The organism is Candidatus Methanoperedens sp. BLZ2 (assembly GCF_002487355.1).
Classification (GTDB): domain Archaea; phylum Halobacteriota; class Methanosarcinia; order Methanosarcinales; family Methanoperedenaceae; genus Methanoperedens.
Genome location: NZ_NTMG01000083.1, coordinates 19,012 through 36,213, shown reverse-complemented (window position 1 = coordinate 36,213; position 17,202 = coordinate 19,012). Strand labels below are relative to the sequence as shown.

The following is a 17,202-nucleotide window of genomic DNA, read 5'->3' as shown; positions in this document are numbered from 1 at the left end:
TATAAATCTTAATGAGGAGTGATAAGTGATGATCAAGGAAGGGGTACTATTTGATGAGCTTGCGGACAAAAAAGTGAAATGTCATGTTTGTTCTCACAGGTGTACTATTACAGAAGGTAAAGTAGGGATATGCAGGACAAGACAAAATAGGAACGGAAAAATCTACACGCTGATATACAATGTCGTTTCGAGTGAAGCAGTTGACCCTGTCGAGAAAAAGCCGCTTTATCATTTCCTGCCAGGTACGCTTTCGTATTCCCTGGGGTCAATAGGGTGTAATTTCAGATGCGAGCACTGCCAGAACTGGAATATTTCCCAGGTTAATCCGGAAGAATCTTATACGATGGAGATAACACCTGAAGCCGCAATCAACCGGGCGCTGGCATACGGGTCAAAATCGATCTCCTGGACATATAATGAGCCCGCCATCTGGCATGAATATACTTTTGACAGCGCGGTGCTTGCGAAAAAGGCGGGGCTAAAAACGGTGTATGTGACAAACGGCTACATCACCCCTGAGGCGCTTCGAAGAATGGCACCATATCTTGATGCCTACCGCGTGGATATTAAATCATTTTCCGAGGATTTCTACAGGAAAACCTGCGGCGCAAGGCTGGCTCCAGTCCTTGAATCAACAAAGCTGGCTAAGGAACTGGGAATGCATGTGGAAACTGTAACGCTTATCATACCCACAAAGAACGATTCATCTGAGGAAATTACACAAATCGTGCGGTGGGTGCATGATAACCTGGGTATGGACACGCCTATGCATTTTACGAGATTCCATCCAATGTATAAGATGAATGGCATTAATCCCACGCCTCTTGATACTCTTGAGATGGCTTATAATATCGCAAAAAAAGTTGGGATGAGATTCGTGTATCTGGGAAATGTTGGTGGGCATAAGTATGAGAATACGTATTGTCCGAAGTGCAATGCCCTGCTTATTGACCGCCTGGGATTCAGGGTGGGTACTGTTAAGATCAAGGATGGGAAATGCCCGGAATGCGGGGAAATGATACCGATCGTCGTATAGATCATGGATAAAGTTTTATATATCTATCTATTCCAAAAGAGTATGGTGCTGTTATTTCAAGATGTATAGATGCCCCACGTTCCTGATTAATATATATTGAGATAGTTTGTCTTGGAACAAGGATCGGATTTGTATGATTGAGAGCATGAACGTTAATATCTACTAAATCTCCACTGTTAAGAACCGGATAATTCGCAGCAAAAGATCCATCAATATCGCGTATGATGGACGCGCCAAATGTATTTACCATATCACTATTATTTGAATAATTCAAAAACTGATGTTCATTTAAGATTATCATTATTTGCCTTAGATCCATTGATTCAGTCCCCACCTCTGGTTTGATTCGAATTAACAAAGATTGGATACCAGGTTGAAGGCCTGGCATGGTAGAGTTTACCCTGTCTCCAACTACGTTTTCGATTTGAAAATTTGTTGCAATTGTCGCAGTAGCATCCTTAGATGTAATTATTGCTTTCTGGTGGAGCTCTCCTGTTGAATAAATCAACACAATTGCCGCCACGGCTGCAACCAATACCATTGCAATGAAAATTATCAGTGTGCCAACACCAATATCTGCTATTTCATTTGTAAGGACTTTCATTGTCATCGTAAACTCATTCAGCTCTCGAAACAGTATAATAATTTTATTCTCTTTTAGATAGCGTTGTGTGTTACAAATAAACTAACGTGTGAAAAATGTGTGAACCTTTTTTGCTGCAATATTCTGTGCAGTGTTCAAGGTTCCGGAGGGACATCACTGGCCGAAATAAGCTCGATACCCTTTGGGCCAATTTCATATGTTATAAGCTGTATTGGTGTCTTTGTATTCCTCATCTTTACGATATCCATGACCCTTTCTCTTCGATCCGTGTACGGGTTCTCTTTTTTCATAAGCTGGATTGCGCCGTATGCTGAGAAAAGAGCGATATCGTTGAATTCCTTTGATGTAACACTGTCAAGTATAATCAGTGCCGTAATTCCCTTAATGGCCAGATTGTAGACAAGAAGATCGAACCTGTCCCTGAATTCAAATGACATGAGGTTGGAAGTATGGTTTCCAAGACTATCTATGATAAGTACCCTTGTGCCTTCTGGCAAATTATCAATCAGATCCTCAAAATTGCCTTTTTGGGCATCCATGCTGATGCTTAATGCGGACTTTATCTCTGCTGCCCTCTTTCCTGTTATATCTATGAATTTTAATATGCCTTTCTCCTCAAAACTTTCAAGAGCCCATCCGAATGATTTCCCCTGGAGACGAAGATCGCAGGCGCTCTCCTCAGTTGATATATAGGCGGTCTTTATCCCCTGCTCACAACATGATTTTGCAAACCCCATCCCGAATATCGTCTTGCCCGTTCCAGGATCCCCTGTGATAAGAATTGTTTTACCTGCAGGAAAGCCGCCAAGGATGTTATCAAGTTCTGGTATACCTGTCTTAATTCGTTCCATCGTCATATTCATAATTAATCATACCTCAATATTTTTAATACCTTCAATCTTAATTATACCTCATTTTTAATACCTTCAATCGACGCAGATTTTACATGAATTTCAAAAACACATATATTTGAACCACTTGCTATGCTGGAATTCTGGTTGACACTTCCTTTAAAGAAGGTCCAGGTAAAGCTTCGCATCACGATTGTACGGCAGATAAAGCAGAATATCGGATTACCTCTTGCCTCGCATCTCCATGGGCAATTCAATAATTCAAGGGAACTATTGGCGCTATGGAATTTTTTTATTACCTCTACACCAAAGCTGGCAAATAATCCCGCAAGCCATGACAGATAAATATCAAGGATTTTATTTGTGTCCTCAATGCTGCTGTAACTCTCCATATTTTGGCCGTATCCCAGCCTTTTCATTTCTTCCTGGAACCTCGGTCTGTTATTATTCTCGAAGCGCCCGGCAAAATTCTTCACAAGACTATTCCTCACCTGTGAGGGAACACCCCTTGCAAAGACAGGCAGCGCACTTACAATAAAACCGTACAGTTCAGCCCTGGCTTTTTCTTTTAAAATATCCTCTGCCTTCTTGCGCTCGGTGATGTCGCGCATGATCACACTATAAAATTGTTGGTCCCCGGTATTCCATGTGGCAATTGAAATTTCAAGAGGAATTTTACTGCCATCTTTCCTTAACCCATATGTCTCAATCGTTTTTCCTATTATGCCGTCCGCACGCCATGGCATGATATGTTGTATGGATTTGCCCAGTACTTCGTCTTCCAGATAGCCAAAAATTGCCGTAGCGCCCTTATTCCAGAAAATAATGTCATTTTTGCCATCTGTCAAAATAATCGCATCATTGGCTGACTGTACCACGGAACGGAACTTCATCTCGGATTCTTCCAGGGCTTTTCGGGCTTTCCTGTATTCGATCTTTTCTGCTACCTCAGATAAAGCCCGATCCACTGCAGGAACAAGGCGGCACAAGCGATCCTTAAGGACATAATCCGTTGCACCGCTCTTTAGTGATTCGATCGCAAAATCCTCACCTATTGTCCCTGAAACAAAAATGAAAGGCACATCCGGATTTTTTTCTTTAACCATCCGCAATGCGGAAGAGCCATCGAATGCTGGAAGTGTATAATCCGCCAGTATGAGGTCAGGCTCAAAATCGAAGAGCTTCTTCTGGAAAGCATCTCTTGTCTGGACACGTTGCGACTTGAATATAATGTTTGCTTTTCTCAGTTCGTATTGTATCAACTCGGCATCTGCCTCATCATCTTCGAGTATCAGTATCCGAAGCTCATTTTTCATCAGGTTATTTTCAATAATATGGTTCATCAGGGTTGTTTATTCAGTAACATCCAGTACATTCCCAGCTGTGCAACTGCATGGGCGAATTTATCAAATTCCACGGGCTTGACTATGTAGCTATTCACGCCAAATTTATAACTCTCTACAAGATCCCGCTCCTCATGGGAAGATGTCAATACCACAATCGGTATCGTCCTTGTCCTCTCATCAGACTTGACCTTATGCAGAATCTCAAGGCCATCCACTTTTGGAAGCTTCAGGTCGAGAAATATCACTTTTGGCTTTCTCATCATGTTGCGTCCTGCATAAGCTCCGGTGCAATAAATAAATTCAAGGGCTTCTGCCCCATCTTTCACATGATGTATCTTATTGGCAATATTATTTTTCTTAAGAGCCCTTAGTGCAAGCTCAGCATCGTTCGGATTATCCTCTACTAAAAGGATTTCCACTTCACTTATATCAGTCATTTTTTCATTCCTCCTTCTGAAAGATTAAAATAAAATGTTGAGCCTTCGTTGACTTTTCCCTCAGCCCATACCTTTCCGCCATGCCTGTGGATAATGCGCTGGACTATGGCAAGTCCCACTCCGGTTCCTTCGAAATCCTCGGTGCTGTGCAGTCTCTGGAATACTCCAAACAACTTATTTAAATACTGCATATCAAACCCGACACCGTTGTCTTTGACATAATAGACAATTTCATTCATTCGGACAATGCTGCCGATCTCAATAACAGCTTTTTCTTTAAATCGTGTGAATTTAATGGCGTTTGAGAGAAGATTAACGAGAACCTGATGAATCATCGCCTGGTCTCCATATGCAGGTGGAAGTGTTTTTATTTCAAGCTGGATATTTCGTCCGGGGTTTGCTTCTTTGATCTCATCAAACACAGTTTTTGCAAGTTTAGTCATATCTATCCTGGATACCTGCATCTCTTTTCGCCCCAAACGGGACAGGGCGAGAAGATCCTCGATAAGTTGTCCCATTTTCTGCGTGTTGTCCCTGACTATATTCAAATATCGTTTGCCTTCATCATCTAATTTATCATTATATTCCTCTAACATAACACGGGAAAAACCGTCGATTGCCCGCAGTGGCGCCCTCAGGTCATGGGAAACTGAATAGCTGAACGCTTCAAGCTCTTTGTTGGCTGATTCCAGTTCTGTTGTGCGCTTGAGGAGTTCTTTCTCAGCACGCTGGAGTTCTGCCAGTTGCATCTTTGTCTCTTCATAGAGTCTCTCATTCTCCTTGTTGCGGTGGATAAGTTCCCTTGAGGCGTTGCGTACAAAAACAAATAACGAGCCATAAAGGACAAGGAATCCAAGGCCGATGCTTCCCCATACAAAGTTACGCATTCTGGCAATGCCAGGTTCAAGCATGTCCATGTCCTGATATATTTCGTAAGCGCCAGCCACCTGATTGGAATCCGCGGGTAGCAGGGGTACATACACTTCGAAAAGCCTTCCATACTGTTCTCTTTCTTCTTTGTTTTCTTCTTTCTCCGGAGAAACATCACTCACGATCTTGCCTGCAAGAGCCTCATTGAGTTCATCATTATCAGTGAAACTTTGCCCTATTTGCTCTTTCTCATCCGAGTAAAGAAGCAGACCTTCACGGTTCCATATTTTTACCCGGACGACATGTTTATTGAGTACGTTCTGCCGGATCAGTGAATCAATCTCTTCATATCTGGCAGGGTCAAGAGTTCCATTGAAATCTGCCCGGTGCAGTTTCTGGTTAAGAATAGTGGAAACCTGGTCAGCAGTGTTCTGGGTGGCTTGCGAAAGCGCATTTTGTTCCATCTGCTGCTGGATGCCCCATCCAAGGGCAATGGCAATGGCAGCTGTTATGAGAAAGCTGATTATGGTAAATTTGGCTAAAAGACTAAGTTTCGGCAAGCGTATGGGTTCCATTCTCTTACCTCGTTATCCAGGAAATCCTTATTGACCTGGAAATAGTCATCAAAAATATATTTATTCTAATAGGCATAACAATCCTTAGTCTAAGTGCCGAATATTCATTTGATTCACCTGTTTATAAATGAGGGTGTGAACATTGTGTGAATCTGAAAACCACAACTTATATTTTAATGCAAAGGCATTTAGATAAAAAAATAGATATTGGTTTTTATAAATTATGGCTACTAAACGCGACTATTATGAAATCCTTGGTGTGGATAAAAAAGCTTCAGCAGATGATATAAAATCAGCATATCGTAAGTTGGCGATGCAATACCATCCGGATAAGAACAAATCACCTGATGCTGAGGAGAAGTTCAAGGAAATATCCGAATCTTACGCAGTGTTATCAGACCAGAGCAAAAGGCAGCAATATGACCAGTTCGGACATGCTGGTATTGATCAGAGATATTCACAGGAGGATATTTTCAGGGGCGTGGATTTCGAAGACCTTTTCCGTGATATCGGCATGGGGGGTATGGGAGGACGCGGAAGGGGTGGAGGCAGCATATTCGATATCTTTTTCGGAGGAGAGGGAGGAGGGAGAAGGCGTGAGGGTCCAAGCAGGGGCTCGGATCTGCTTTACGAATTAGCCATAAATCTTGAAGATGCAGCAAAGGGCAAAGCAGTGGAATTGGAAGTCCCGAGAACTGAAACTTGCGATGTATGCCATGGAAGCGGGGCAAGACCCGGAACATCTCCAAAGACATGTTCAACCTGCCGCGGCAGCGGCCAGGTAAACAGGACACAGAATACACCATTTGGCAGATTCATGACCACTTCCACGTGCGGGACATGCCACGGAACAGGAACCATTATCGATTCTCCCTGCACGACCTGTCATGGCAGTGGTACTGTCCAGAAAAGACGTAAGATCGAAGTGAAGATCCCGCCAGGTGTTGATACGGGTTCGAGGCTGCGGGTACCAGGTGAGGGCGAAGCTGGCGGGAAAGGCGGACCACCCGGGGATCTCTATGTGGAAATAAATGTGAGACCTCATAATATTTTTACCCGTAATGAGAATGACCTCATAATGGAAGCTGCCATCAGCTTCACGCAGGCTGCTCTTGGTGATGAAATAATCGTGCCCACTCTTGATGGTAAGGCTGAGATGAAAATTCCGCCCGGGACGCAAAACGGTCATGTGTTCCGTCTTAGAGGCAAAGGAATGCCAGGTCTTCATTATTCCGGGAAGGGCGACCAGCTTGTGAAAATAAAGGTGGAAGTTCCCACAAAGCTGACAGACAGGCAAAAAGAGCTACTGCGGGAATTTGCCCAGATAAGTGGAGAAAGAACAAGGGGCAAGAGCATTTTTGAGAAAGTCAGGGATCACATTTGATTTGATTTTTAAAAATAAAAATTTTTAAATAAGCGGTCTTGGCTGCTTCTCATCCGGCTGTACCGGCAGTTTCATCGTATTTATCAGGATTGGGTCTGTCACTTCTTTTGCCCGCTCAAGCAGCATTTCTTTGCCGCATTGTGTTATTGCAAATATGGGGATTGCAGTACCGAATTGGGCGATGGTCTTCCCTGCCACACAGCCCCGGATCCATTTTGAAGTGCATCCTGTGGTCATATCCACAAGGTCTACGAATTCTTTTGCTTCATTTTCAGGCATACCTGTAGTATGTACACCGAATGCGATTATCTGGACATTGTGTTTTTTCTCAAGTTCCCTTATTTCCCGGACATCCCTGACATTTGTTACGGATACCCCTATTTTTTTATAGCCCAGTTCTATCGCTTTTTTCACACCTGCTACCTGGTCAAGAGCAGCGGTTGCAGGGTCAAGAACAATACCATTAACTTCCTGTATCCGTTCAATAAGCTCAGGTATTGGCGTAGTCTCGGACAATCCTGAAATGCGAGACCCCATACCCTGTGCAAGTTTTGGATTGTTCGTGATCACAGTGCCGGCGCCGTCGCATGCAGTCACGCTGGTATCAATTAGACCCCGGCGCAGTCCTGTCATGAAAGTCTCACTTGCCCCAAACCCTACGAATATTTCCATTTCAACAGCCCTGTCCTTCGTGAAAAGGCCAAAATCCTTAATCCTGAACTCGATATTTTCCTTTGCGGACTTTGAGGTGAATTTCTTGATCCCGCGCACCTTATCAAATATAGGGCAGTATTCTGTCTGGGGTTCACCGACTTCAATGACTTTTCCATTCTCAACAACTACCCGGGTTTTTCCGAGAGCTTCCATAACATGTCTATCTTTTGCCATAGATACCAATATGCATCTGGTATGTATTAATCATTAAGATACTGACAAAATATGATAAATTGAGGCAGAATTTGCCCCAATTATTTATTTCTTCGCCTTTCAAGAATAGCCCAGGCAAATAATCCAACTATAGAAATTATAATTCCAAATCCGGGAGATCTGGGTGTTGTTGTGGCTGTTACTGTGGTCTCTTCTGGTATTTCTGTGGTCTCTTCTGGTATTTCTGTCTCTTCTATAATTCCTGGTATTTCTGTTTCTGTGATTCCTGGTGTTGTTCCTGTGGTAACCCCTGGAGTTGCTGCCATGGTCGTTGTGACAGTTGATGTAACAGTTGCGGTTGGCGGTGCCCCTATAGCTATCAGGGCTTCACTGGCATTAGTAAGGTGATCTACCTGATTCTCAAATAATGTTCCGTAACCGGTACGTGGTCCGTCGCTTGCACCATTAATATGGCAGGTATCACATGAACCTGCGCCATAAATTGCCGTAAGATTTGTAAGATACTCGGGCTTTGCAAAAGTTGTCGGTGTTGCTATAAGAATTACTATTGATACCAGAAGCAATTCAGCTAATCTTTTATTATTCATATATTTTCCTCCTCTTCCTCCCCAATTACTACTACTCTCAGATATAGCCGGGAAGTGTTAAATAAATCGTTGTGAATCCTATATAATACTTCCTAATTCCCTTTACTCATATCTTAAGGCATCAGCTGGCCTTAGTTTCGACTCATGGTAAGCAGGGATCATTCCTGCCAGTATTCCAGAGACCATCCATAGGGGCGCATAAAACCTGAAAGAATTTATATAGAAAGAGTTGGGATAGATGTGGTTCTGTTAAGCCGGGCGCTCAGTATAACTGTTGCCCGGGTTCACTTCCTTTGCACCATTATCTTTTCTGCGAGTTCCTTTCCTACTGATATTTCCGACCCTGGCACCCTGATAAGGATCGGTCCTCCGAAAGGAGCGACACTCTTTACTTTTACTTCTATCTCAGGATATAATCCAAGACTGCCCAGATACTGCAACATCTCAGAGTTCTCCTCAAAGACGCTTATAATAACTCCTTTTTCATTTGCTTTGAGTTCTGAAAGTTTTACAGTATTATCCTGGACTATCAATCCCTCTTTATCAGGTATCGGATAACCATGCGGACATGTTCTGGGATTGCCCAGTTTCTCTTCGATTTTGTCCTCCATCTCAGAACTTATATCGTGTTCAAGCCTGCATGCCTCCTCATGAACTTTATCCCATTTAAAACCCAGAATATCCGTAAGCAGGCGCTCTGAGAGGCGATGTTTTCTTATCACTTTCCTGGCTTTAAGTTCACCTTCTTTTGTCAATACCACTCCTTTCTCAGCGTACTCTACAAGTCCTTTCTGTTCAAGCTGCTTTAGCATCTCTGAAACGGATGAAGGGGCTAACTCCAGGCGCTGGGCTAATTTCGAGGTTGTGGCGGATTCATGCATCTCCTGCAGTTTATATATATATTCAAGATATTCTTCTATCCTTGGGGATTCTTTTGTCATCTATGATTTCAGTAGGCTTCTTGATGATTAATACTTTACTTCACCGTGGGATATCTATTCTGGATCTCATGCATGAACTGAAAACTTTTCTCCCAAACTTTCTGTGTTTAATAGCGTTAGTTTTCTGAAATCCTAAAGTGTGGTCTAAAATATTCCAGCATGGTATTAACCATTACTCCCATAGTTACCCAGAAAGCAAACATAGCTCCAAGGCTCTCGACCCTGTATTTCCATAGTAAATCTGAAGGAATTGAAGGTATGTTGGAATTAGGGGGAAACAATAAAGATGCAGTGATAATTATGACGACAAAGGCAATTGCTCCTATTGATAATCCAGGCATGGGATTATATTTCCGGGATAAACGTAAATAAATAATCCAGAAGGCTATTGAAGCAAGGATACCAGCAATGATTATAGCGATAAAGATGCTCTGCCTTATTATCACAGACAGCGAGGTCACCATGCCAGGCGGATTAGGCGGCAGATAGAGAGAAGGGATAAGCACCGCTACTAAAAAACCGTTTAAAGCCAGAATCAGACTTTTAAACCCAACATTTTTTACAGGAATCCCGTGTTGAACCATAGTATACACAAAAGTGAATATTATAGAATAGAGGATTCCAAGCATTATTGCTCCAGCAAATGTCCAGAAGTGAACAATATTCCTTGGAATTAATGGATGGGAATCAGGTATCTGGATTTCGTAAGTTTCTGCTTCCAATATGATTGGCGTTAGGAACAAAAGGAGAAGTCCTCCGAGGGCTGTGCCTGCAACCATACCTGTTACAATTCCTGCTTTCAGGATTGATATAAAATCCAGTGAGTCTTTAATGGCAGGGGAAGCCTGCTGCGTGGCGTAAGTCATGGAATCCCTCGTGGAGTGCCGGAAAGCTTTCAAAGTTTGAAAATCCTATAATATAAATCGCAAGGGCGATTGTCAAAAAAATTACTGCAAGCTTTGCGAGCATTGCATAGTCCAATTCATATCGATACTCATATCCATACCTGTATTCACTAATCATTTCTGTCATTATTATACCTCAATTAACCTGCTTAATCATGAAGGGTAAAATATTTACTCTTTAAGGCAATAGTTGTTATCCATATGGCTAACGATATTTTTAAAGCACTCAGCAGTACTACGCGATTAAAAATGCTGAGAATATTGGCTAAGGAAGAAATGCATATCACAGGTATTGCAAAAGAATTAAATCTCTCTGTTCCGGTAGTGGCTAAACATGCTAAGCTTCTGGAAAGAGCAAATTTAATTGAAATAAGAAGGTTTGGCAAAACCCATGTGCTTGGCAGTAAAATAAAAAACATGTATGGTATGCTTGATGAACTTGCCGACTCACACACGATTGATCTGCAAAAAGGTGCCAGTATCCTGGAAGCTCTGAGAAAAGTATCCGGGGTAGAATTAAAAACTGTTGGTGATAAAGAGTTTGTTATGGCTATCGACGGAGAAGAGGGACTTTACCTTTATGAAGTTAACGGGAACTCACCAAATTCAACAACTGAGGATTTTAAGATAGAAAAAGATTGCACTATCGAATGGAAAAAATTAATACCAGTAACGAGAAAGAAGATTTTTGTCAAAATCAAATAGAATAACACATTACCTTATTCAAATCCTTCTGGTTATTCTCAAAAATGTTTATTCGCTCCTATAATTTTTTATTATTCTTTTTCAAGTATATGAAACTTAAGCTGTCGGTGATTTTTTCACTTTTGAATATTTTATAACCAAGCTTTTGATATAAATACAGATTCTTTTCACTTCTATGTCCTGTGAATAGTTCAAATCTTTTGCTATTAAAAATATTTTCTATTCTATTCAGTAGTTTTGTTCCAAACCCTTGATTTTGATAATCTGCGTGCACAATAAGCCTTCCTATATAGCAGGTCTCGCCTTTTTCGAATGCCCTTACAGAACCTATTATTTTTCCATCATAGTTAAGAACCAAACATTTCTAACTTATTATTAAGGAATTTTTCAATCCATCCCTTTGCAAAGCTCATTTTTAATGAAAATTTCTGAAAAATAAGAATAATATTTTTTATAGGATTTTTGGCTCTAATTTCTGTCAAAAATTCACAGACATCTTCTTTTCTTGAATGCTCCTTAAAGTTAATTACAGATTTTCCATTCAATGCATAAAATCCAAACGAATTTCGCCGTTGTTTGAGGTGATGATTCATCAAGAAAACCTATGATTGTATCCTCACTCATTTCAGGTAGTTTTTTTTAAGATCTCTTCTACATCATTTGGTCTTCGGTAATCATGTGGAAATGGTTTCGCAAGTTTCATGCCAAATGTTCTCACGATAACTCGTATTTGCTTCAGAGAATATTCAACCATGAACTCGTCTGATATGAGTTTCTTAATTTCCTCTGTTGTCCAGTCATCCCGTTTATTCAGGATTTTCTTTAATTGTTCTTTTTGATCATCAGAAAGTTTTGATGGTTTTCCTCCTGCAAATTTCGGTTTCAAACCTTCATATCCTTCTTTATTCCATCTATCCTGCCATATATAAGCCACCGGCTTTGATATTTCTACTCGACTGGCCGCTTCTTCAACCGTTGCTCCTTCATAACGATATTTTATGAAATACAATCTCTGCAATACTTTTACATCTTTTTCCAAGGATTTTATTCTCTCTTGCAGTTCTTCGGCTGTTATATGCCGCTCAATAGTGATATTTTCTGGTCTTGCCACATTGAACTATATTACCTAATTAGTTATAAAAGTTACGTTTTTAACTATAAATATCATTATCTTACTTTGAAAGCTAAAAATAAGAAAAGCTACAACTCAATTATTCAGTTTTTCCTGCAGGGAAAAAAGAACGGAAACTCAAATATATCTGAAATGAGTGGTCCATTTTATGAGTGTGTCAAACTGAAAAGAGGATGAAACAAATTATATTTTCTTTTCAGAAAAGCTGTATCATGAGCAGCTACAAAAAAGAGAGAAGAAATATCTAAAGCTTCTCGAAAAAAACGATAAGGACCTGAAGAAAGCCAAAAAAGGAAAGAAACTTGGCTCAGTCATAACGAAAGATGGTTACATTATTCTGCATGGAAGTATCCAAAAAACCCTTGCTCTGATAAGTAATCCTTTCATCAATGGATTGGAGGGATTTTTTGCTCATGAAAGTTCTGTCGATGATGAACCCGAAAAAATTCTTTCTTTGTATAAAGATAGGGATAAAGCTAAAAAATTCATTCGGAGTTTGAAAGACGGACTGGAGTTGAGACCGATACGACATTGGAGTCCTCTTGCAGTCAAAGGTTATTTGCTGCTTACGTTCCTCACGAATTTCCTGGTCAATTTGACACTTACCGTTGTATATCCTCCAAATGCCTTTAAATTTAAAGTACTGTCCAATATTTCAAATAAAGTTATCAGTATTTTAGGGGATTTTATCAAAAATATCAGGATAATAGTCTGAAATTACGCTGGTAAAAAGTAAACTGGCAAATTGTATAAAGGCATAAAAATTCGTATCACTTAGCCGTAAGTGGCGAATTCAAGATAATACTTATTATTTGAGATCTATTCCCACCATCCCATTGGTGGAATTTTCATTGGATAACCACCTCTTGTACCGCTTTCTTCGATATCTCCGCCAACTTTTTGTTCACCCGTGATGTTGATTTCTGTATCATTACTTTCTCTTATTCCTTGCCTCAAAAAAGGCGGCTCATTTCGGAACATGCGTATAAATCTCCGGTCAGTCCTGGATTCAAACTTATCCTCAAGTTGCGCGCTGTTATCCAGAGCTCTCTTTAGTCCCTTGTTATCAGGGTAATCATCAAGAAGCCTTTCCAGGACGAACTGATGCCTAATAATCTTCCTCTGTGCATCGAAAAGTTCTGAAACATTTCCGGTGGTTTTCGAAACTGAATCATCAATAGAGTTGATTTTTTCCCTGTATCGTTCAATCGCTATATCGGCGTAATCCCCATTACTGCTTCTTAATTCAGTTTTTGCCTCAGCTATCCGCGATCTTGCATGTTCTATTTGTTTTTCGATTCTTCGGCTCTCATTAAACGTGAAGATTTCACCAAAGTCCTCAAATGCAATTTTTAATCCGTATAAAGCACTGCCCGGACCTATTGGACCTTCATAAGGAGCTATGTCTACAAAAGTTTCTTCAGTTGTATCATCGACCAGTTCATCCGATTGGGCAATGCCAATATTTATTGTAAAGGCAAGGGATAACAGGATCGTTCCTGAAATCATAATATGTCTCATATTTATATTTTTCATATTCTCACTTCTAATTCTGGCATTTTGCCGTTAAATTCAATTATTATAGTTGTAGGGGTGCTTATTCTTTAATCGGTTTTTGCTTTATAAAATTAAATCATCCATATTGTATTTTACTTTTTATAACAAAAAAATGAGGATTATTTTTAGATAATAAAAAGCGGCAACAGTTTCCTTACAAATTAAAAGATCTGAAAGAACAAAGTTTTATTTTGTGAAGCACAAATGACTTCAAAAATTAAAACAATGTTATTTTTATAGGTGAACTAATGGCAATATACAAATGCACTATTTGTGGCTGTGACATTGTCATCAACGAAACAAGCCCGCAGTTAAAGAGCGAGTACATGGGATTGACATACTTCTTCTACACGCCAGAGTGTAAGCACATTTTCGATGCGAGCCCTGTGAGCCATGCGGCGGTTTGCTAGATAAAATCAGTTTGTTCGGCAGATTGAGATATGCAGAAGTAAACCGAAGAGATGCCCGGAAGAAGAAAAATCTGGCCAGAAATTATGAAAATAAGACGTAATCAGTTGTCCTAATGGTATCTCTTCCTCATGATAAATCCTGAGATTCAGGGTTTTATAGATTACCCAAAAAGAAGCTTTTTCTTCAAATCCAATTTTTCAATTACCTCTTGGCACCCCAAAGAAATATATCGTATCCTCAGCTTGCTGGATTTCATAGATAGAGAAAACAGGGCTGATTTTTTCTGCCAGTTCCTCAACAACCGAAGATTCTTGATTGGGATTCATCGCACTAATATTCCAAATACTGCCTAATAGTTTAACTATTTGGTATCTCTTCCTCGCCGATCAGGCACGGTGCGGTTTCATCGGTTACACTGCAGCATTTCCTGAGAACTACGACTGTCACGAGTCCGCCGGCAAAACTGGCTATACTTGACCTGCCGCACTTATGGAATGGACGTTCTTTCGGCGTGAGGAGGCGAAGTTCATACTTTTTCTTCAGTTGTTGCTTCATGAAGTATGAGTAAAGCCGCCCCATAATGTTGTTTGGTAAGCTGTGGAAAACATAGATTACATAGCCATCCTCGTTTATCACCCGCAGAAACTCTGTCACAGTCTTTTTGGGTTCTTTCAAAGTTTCCAGTGCCCACGTGGATGTAACTACATCAAAGGAATTGTCCGGATATGGAAGCGTTGAGATATCCTGCACCTCAAAACTGACTCTTTTATCTTTGATTTTCTCTCGTGCTATTTTCAACATCCCTTTTGAGATATCGATGCCCACAACCTTTGAGGGATTTGAGTTTTTAAGTATGGCTTTAATGGCTTCCCCTGTTCCGGTCCCTGCATCAAGGATAGTTGCCCCATCTTTGATATTCTCTTTTAACATTTCCTCAAAATACTTCCATACGCCTTTTCCCATTGTATTTTTCCAGAAGAATGCATAGGAATCATACTGGTCTGCTATCGAATCATACGTCTCTCGAACATCCCGGGGTCTGGTTTTAAGAAGTCCGAGATATGCTAAAATTTCGATGCCTGCTTTGCTTTTCATTTTACCCAATAATTGTTCATAGCTCGCCTCTCCCCTCACAATATCGAATATCAATTCATAGAATTCCGGGTAGCGTTTCAGCAGTTCATATCCTAATTTCGGGAAGGTATAAAAGACCATGCCTATCTTTCGCGCATACTGGAATTCAGGGTATATTTCCTGAGCTATGCGCTTATGATAACTCGCTGTTGTAGTATTGCCATGCAAAACAGCTGAAGCCACTTCTGCCGCGATTTGCCCGCTGCGTACTGCATAATAAATACCTTCAGCAAGAAAAGGATCCACAAGAGCGGCTGCATCGCCAACCAGCATGGTGCGAAAGCCTGCGATTTTTGACTCTCCGTCAAAAATCGGGATGGTATAACCAAACTTTCGTTCACTCTCAATGTCATCAAGAATGTACTGGTCTGACAGAAACCCAGAGTAGTAGGGTTTTGGGTTCTTTATCATTTCCTTTAATCCACCAACTCCGAGGGAGAGATGGTCAGCTTTCGGGAAAATCCATCCGTAGCCGTATGGGACAGAACCGAAATCAAACTGTATCTCTTCGCTGACTCTATTGAATACTTTTTCTTTGACTTTAACCTCGCCCTCTATAAGTACAGCAGTCCTTTTTTTGGGTTTGAGTCCGAGTGACCGTGCGACTATACCGTTAACCCCATCAGCGCCAATAAGAAGTTTTGATGAATACATATTTTTTTCCGTCATTACAATCACACTGTCCTTCTCTTCTTCCACATGAGTGACTTTCTCCTGCTCATGTATTTCGGCTCCAGCAGCTCTTGCCTTCTCAACGAGGAAGTTATCGAATACATCCCGCATCACCATATACACTATAGGATGGCGGGATACTGCCCTGATATCTCCTGTTCCCTTGTAAGTAAAGTTCACTTTATATATTATTCTCTCAACTACGCTTTTAAAATCCGGTTCAAGTATCTTCTCTATTTTGGCAGTAAGCCCTCCCCCACAGGGCTTGTATCTGGGATGCTTCTGCTTATCGAGTGCCAGAACATTAAAACCTTTTTTGCTTATCTCATAGGCAGCCGTTGCTCCAGCAGGGCCCAAACCTGCCACGATGGCGTCGTATTTCATGTTACCATCTCTGCAAATCTGCCAACGAAGTAATTGTATATCGGCACAAAAATAATTCCTGCCAGCAGACCCCAGACAAATGACTCTGCCAGGCCGAGTAAAAAACTGGATGGAGTGAGCCATGTAAAGCCGGGTAGCAGAAGAGGCCATACTCTTCTCATCTCATAAACAGGCCAGAGCAGGTCAAATATTACGCAGATAACGTAGATGACTGCGAGAAATACCCCAAGGGATAATGCTACAACTTTTGTATATAGTCTGTACATATAATCGCCAACCTTTATTATACTTAAGCCGTTACAGATGGGAGGATATTTAGGCCGTATAAAGGGATAGCCTGTTTTTTTTGAATGGGGTGCTTACGTGGGAACGCCTCTGGCAACATTTCGATACAACCTATCAACTCATGGTAAATCTTATGCCTCGGGCTTACAATTATCACATGAGCCGGAGGATGGATTTTCCTCAGCCTGCTGATGGCTGCACTGGCTGAATCAATCAACGGTACAACAGCCGCAACCGTGCAACCGCTTTTTAATGGAGACTTCATTACATTTACAAGTATACTGTCCGCAAAACTTGGTTCAAGCCTTTTTGGTACGTTGGCGTATGACATATGACCATACTTCACAAGGTCATGAAGTGTTGTTCTTAATTTAGAGCTGTCATTCGCTCTAATTACTGCCAATGAATTCATTTTTTCTACTCCAATTGATGTTAGTATATCAGATGTATCGTATCCAGAGACTACATCTTTTAATTTTTAATGTACTAGTATCGGGG

21 protein-coding genes and 1 pseudogene are annotated in these 17,202 nt (G+C 40.9%); 5 read left to right on the top strand and 17 right to left on the bottom strand.

The annotated features are described in order from the left end of the window. Window positions 1–28: 28 nt before the first annotated feature. Window positions 29–1,036: an AmmeMemoRadiSam system radical SAM enzyme gene (gene amrS, locus CL181_RS18025; protein ID WP_097300707.1), complete on the top strand. Its 1,008-nt coding sequence runs from the start codon at window positions 29–31 to the stop codon at window positions 1,034–1,036. Between the two features lies 1 nt (window position 1,037). Here the strand turns inward: amrS and CL181_RS18020 are convergent, their stop codons facing one another. From CL181_RS18020 to CL181_RS20965, 5 genes are all read right to left on the bottom strand, one after another. After that, complete coding sequence (locus tag CL181_RS18020; RefSeq protein WP_097300706.1) at window positions 1,038–1,646, bottom strand: hypothetical protein; 609 nt, start codon at window positions 1,644–1,646, stop codon at window positions 1,038–1,040. Window positions 1,647–1,774: 128 nt separating this feature from the next. Next, on the bottom strand, window positions 1,775–2,503 hold the full coding sequence (locus CL181_RS18015) for an ATPase domain-containing protein (protein ID WP_217993217.1): 729 nt from the start codon (window positions 2,501–2,503) through the stop codon (window positions 1,775–1,777). A gap of 41 nt (window positions 2,504–2,544) precedes the next feature. After that, on the bottom strand, window positions 2,545–3,807 hold the full coding sequence (locus tag CL181_RS18010) for a methanogen output domain 1-containing protein (protein WP_176505315.1): 1,263 nt from the start codon (window positions 3,805–3,807) through the stop codon (window positions 2,545–2,547). Between the two features lie 26 nt (window positions 3,808–3,833). Next, window positions 3,834–4,274: a response regulator gene (locus tag CL181_RS18005; RefSeq protein ID WP_097300704.1), complete on the bottom strand. Its 441-nt coding sequence runs from the start codon at window positions 4,272–4,274 to the stop codon at window positions 3,834–3,836. After that, window positions 4,271–5,719: an ATP-binding protein gene (locus CL181_RS20965; RefSeq protein WP_217993216.1), complete on the bottom strand. Its 1,449-nt coding sequence runs from the start codon at window positions 5,717–5,719 to the stop codon at window positions 4,271–4,273. The genes CL181_RS18005 and CL181_RS20965 overlap by 4 nt, the downstream gene beginning before the upstream one ends. Window positions 5,720–5,942: 223 nt before the next feature. Here CL181_RS20965 and dnaJ point away from each other — a divergent pair, with 223 nt between their 5' ends. Continuing rightward, window positions 5,943–7,103, top strand: coding sequence for a molecular chaperone DnaJ (gene dnaJ, locus CL181_RS17995; RefSeq protein WP_097300703.1), 1,161 nt, complete (start codon window positions 5,943–5,945; stop codon window positions 7,101–7,103). A gap of 24 nt (window positions 7,104–7,127) precedes the next feature. Here dnaJ and CL181_RS17990 read toward each other — a convergent pair whose 3' ends face one another. From CL181_RS17990 to CL181_RS17970, 5 genes are all read right to left on the bottom strand, one after another. Continuing rightward, entirely contained in the window at window positions 7,128–7,991 is an 864-nt protein-coding gene (locus CL181_RS17990; RefSeq protein WP_097300702.1) for a methanogenesis marker 8 protein, read from the bottom strand. Between the two features lie 80 nt (window positions 7,992–8,071). Next, window positions 8,072–8,578, bottom strand: coding sequence for a PGF-CTERM sorting domain-containing protein (locus CL181_RS17985; protein WP_097300701.1), 507 nt, complete (start codon window positions 8,576–8,578; stop codon window positions 8,072–8,074). Window positions 8,579–8,862: 284 nt separating this feature from the next. Beyond that, entirely contained in the window at window positions 8,863–9,519 is a 657-nt protein-coding gene (locus CL181_RS17980) for a metal-dependent transcriptional regulator (protein WP_097300700.1), read from the bottom strand. Window positions 9,520–9,635: 116 nt separating this feature from the next. Next, complete coding sequence (locus CL181_RS17975) at window positions 9,636–10,385, bottom strand: CbtA family protein (RefSeq protein WP_097300699.1); 750 nt, start codon at window positions 10,383–10,385, stop codon at window positions 9,636–9,638. Further along, window positions 10,348–10,551, bottom strand: coding sequence for a CbtB domain-containing protein (locus tag CL181_RS17970; protein ID WP_097300698.1), 204 nt, complete (start codon window positions 10,549–10,551; stop codon window positions 10,348–10,350). Before CL181_RS17970 ends, CL181_RS17975 begins: the two co-directional genes overlap by 38 nt. 74 nt (window positions 10,552–10,625) lie before the next feature. Here CL181_RS17970 and CL181_RS17965 point away from each other — a divergent pair, with 74 nt between their 5' ends. Continuing rightward, window positions 10,626–11,129, top strand: a complete 504-nt coding sequence (locus CL181_RS17965; RefSeq protein ID WP_097300697.1) for an ArsR family transcriptional regulator — start codon at window positions 10,626–10,628, stop codon at window positions 11,127–11,129. A gap of 58 nt (window positions 11,130–11,187) precedes the next feature. Here the strand turns inward: CL181_RS17965 and CL181_RS21600 are convergent, their stop codons facing one another. Together CL181_RS21600 and CL181_RS17955 are read right to left on the bottom strand one after the other, a co-directional pair. Then, window positions 11,188–11,487 (bottom strand): GNAT family N-acetyltransferase, encoded by a 300-nt coding sequence (locus tag CL181_RS21600; protein ID WP_097300696.1) that lies wholly within the window; start codon window positions 11,485–11,487, stop codon window positions 11,188–11,190. Further along, window positions 11,477–12,240: pseudogene (locus CL181_RS17955) on the bottom strand (IS630 family transposase). The gene CL181_RS21600 and the pseudogene CL181_RS17955 overlap by 11 nt, the downstream one beginning before the upstream one ends. 415 nt (window positions 12,241–12,655) lie before the next feature. Here CL181_RS17955 and CL181_RS19890 point away from each other — a divergent pair. Further along, window positions 12,656–12,976 carry a hypothetical protein gene (locus CL181_RS19890; RefSeq protein WP_097300695.1) on the top strand — a complete coding sequence of 107 codons (321 nt, stop codon included), beginning with the start codon at window positions 12,656–12,658 and terminating at the stop codon, window positions 12,974–12,976. Between the two features lie 104 nt (window positions 12,977–13,080). Here the strand turns inward: CL181_RS19890 and CL181_RS17945 are convergent, their stop codons facing one another. Then, window positions 13,081–13,782, bottom strand: coding sequence for a DUF5667 domain-containing protein (locus CL181_RS17945; protein WP_176505312.1), 702 nt, complete (start codon window positions 13,780–13,782; stop codon window positions 13,081–13,083). Between the two features lie 284 nt (window positions 13,783–14,066). On the opposite strand from CL181_RS17945, the gene CL181_RS21595 reads away from it, so the two are divergent. Next, window positions 14,067–14,228, top strand: coding sequence for a YHS domain-containing protein (locus CL181_RS21595; protein ID WP_141398963.1), 162 nt, complete (start codon window positions 14,067–14,069; stop codon window positions 14,226–14,228). 198 nt (window positions 14,229–14,426) lie between these two features. On the opposite strand, the gene CL181_RS21305 is transcribed toward CL181_RS21595, so the two are convergent. The 4 genes from CL181_RS21305 to CL181_RS17930 are packed head-to-tail and all read right to left on the bottom strand — an operon-like array spanning window position 14,427 to window position 17,116. Beyond that, on the bottom strand, window positions 14,427–14,555 hold the full coding sequence (locus tag CL181_RS21305) for a hypothetical protein (RefSeq protein WP_255251629.1): 129 nt from the start codon (window positions 14,553–14,555) through the stop codon (window positions 14,427–14,429). 31 nt (window positions 14,556–14,586) lie between these two features. Further along, window positions 14,587–16,419, bottom strand: coding sequence for a geranylgeranyl reductase family protein (locus CL181_RS17940; RefSeq protein WP_176505311.1), 1,833 nt, complete (start codon window positions 16,417–16,419; stop codon window positions 14,587–14,589). Further along, on the bottom strand, window positions 16,416–16,685 hold the full coding sequence (locus CL181_RS17935; protein ID WP_097300692.1) for a DUF5676 family membrane protein: 270 nt from the start codon (window positions 16,683–16,685) through the stop codon (window positions 16,416–16,418). The genes CL181_RS17940 and CL181_RS17935 overlap by 4 nt, the downstream gene beginning before the upstream one ends. Window positions 16,686–16,708: 23 nt before the next feature. Then, window positions 16,709–17,116, bottom strand: a complete 408-nt coding sequence (locus CL181_RS17930) for a DUF356 domain-containing protein (protein WP_097300691.1) — start codon at window positions 17,114–17,116, stop codon at window positions 16,709–16,711. Between the last annotated feature and the right edge of the window lie 86 nt (window positions 17,117–17,202).

Excerpts from the sequence above, each read along its gene's own strand:
- amrS (WP_097300707.1), top strand. The coding sequence starts at position 29 with ATGATCAAGGAAGGGGTACTATTTGATGAGCTTGCGGACAAAAAAGTG.
- CL181_RS18020 (WP_097300706.1), bottom strand. The coding sequence starts at position 1,646 with ATGACAATGAAAGTCCTTACAAATGAAATAGCAGATATTGGTGTTGGC.
- CL181_RS18015 (WP_217993217.1), bottom strand. The coding sequence starts at position 2,503 with ATGAATATGACGATGGAACGAATTAAGACAGGTATACCAGAACTTGAT.
- CL181_RS18010 (WP_176505315.1), bottom strand. The coding sequence starts at position 3,807 with ATGAAAAATGAGCTTCGGATACTGATACTCGAAGATGATGAGGCAGAT.
- CL181_RS18005 (WP_097300704.1), bottom strand. The coding sequence starts at position 4,274 with ATGACTGATATAAGTGAAGTGGAAATCCTTTTAGTAGAGGATAATCCG.
- CL181_RS20965 (WP_217993216.1), bottom strand. The coding sequence starts at position 5,719 with ATGGAACCCATACGCTTGCCGAAACTTAGTCTTTTAGCCAAATTTACC.
- dnaJ (WP_097300703.1), top strand. The coding sequence starts at position 5,943 with ATGGCTACTAAACGCGACTATTATGAAATCCTTGGTGTGGATAAAAAA.
- CL181_RS17990 (WP_097300702.1), bottom strand. The coding sequence starts at position 7,991 with ATGGCAAAAGATAGACATGTTATGGAAGCTCTCGGAAAAACCCGGGTA.
- CL181_RS17985 (WP_097300701.1), bottom strand. The coding sequence starts at position 8,578 with ATGAATAATAAAAGATTAGCTGAATTGCTTCTGGTATCAATAGTAATT.
- CL181_RS17980 (WP_097300700.1), bottom strand. The coding sequence starts at position 9,519 with ATGACAAAAGAATCCCCAAGGATAGAAGAATATCTTGAATATATATAT.
- CL181_RS17975 (WP_097300699.1), bottom strand. The coding sequence starts at position 10,385 with ATGACTTACGCCACGCAGCAGGCTTCCCCTGCCATTAAAGACTCACTG.
- CL181_RS17970 (WP_097300698.1), bottom strand. The coding sequence starts at position 10,551 with ATGACAGAAATGATTAGTGAATACAGGTATGGATATGAGTATCGATAT.
- CL181_RS17965 (WP_097300697.1), top strand. The coding sequence starts at position 10,626 with ATGGCTAACGATATTTTTAAAGCACTCAGCAGTACTACGCGATTAAAA.
- CL181_RS17945 (WP_176505312.1), bottom strand. The coding sequence starts at position 13,782 with ATGAGACATATTATGATTTCAGGAACGATCCTGTTATCCCTTGCCTTT.
- CL181_RS21595 (WP_141398963.1), top strand. The coding sequence starts at position 14,067 with ATGGCAATATACAAATGCACTATTTGTGGCTGTGACATTGTCATCAAC.
- CL181_RS21305 (WP_255251629.1), bottom strand. The coding sequence starts at position 14,555 with ATGAATCCCAATCAAGAATCTTCGGTTGTTGAGGAACTGGCAGAAAAA.
- CL181_RS17940 (WP_176505311.1), bottom strand. The coding sequence starts at position 16,419 with ATGAAATACGACGCCATCGTGGCAGGTTTGGGCCCTGCTGGAGCAACG.
- CL181_RS17935 (WP_097300692.1), bottom strand. The coding sequence starts at position 16,685 with ATGTACAGACTATATACAAAAGTTGTAGCATTATCCCTTGGGGTATTT.
- CL181_RS17930 (WP_097300691.1), bottom strand. The coding sequence starts at position 17,116 with ATGAATTCATTGGCAGTAATTAGAGCGAATGACAGCTCTAAATTAAGA.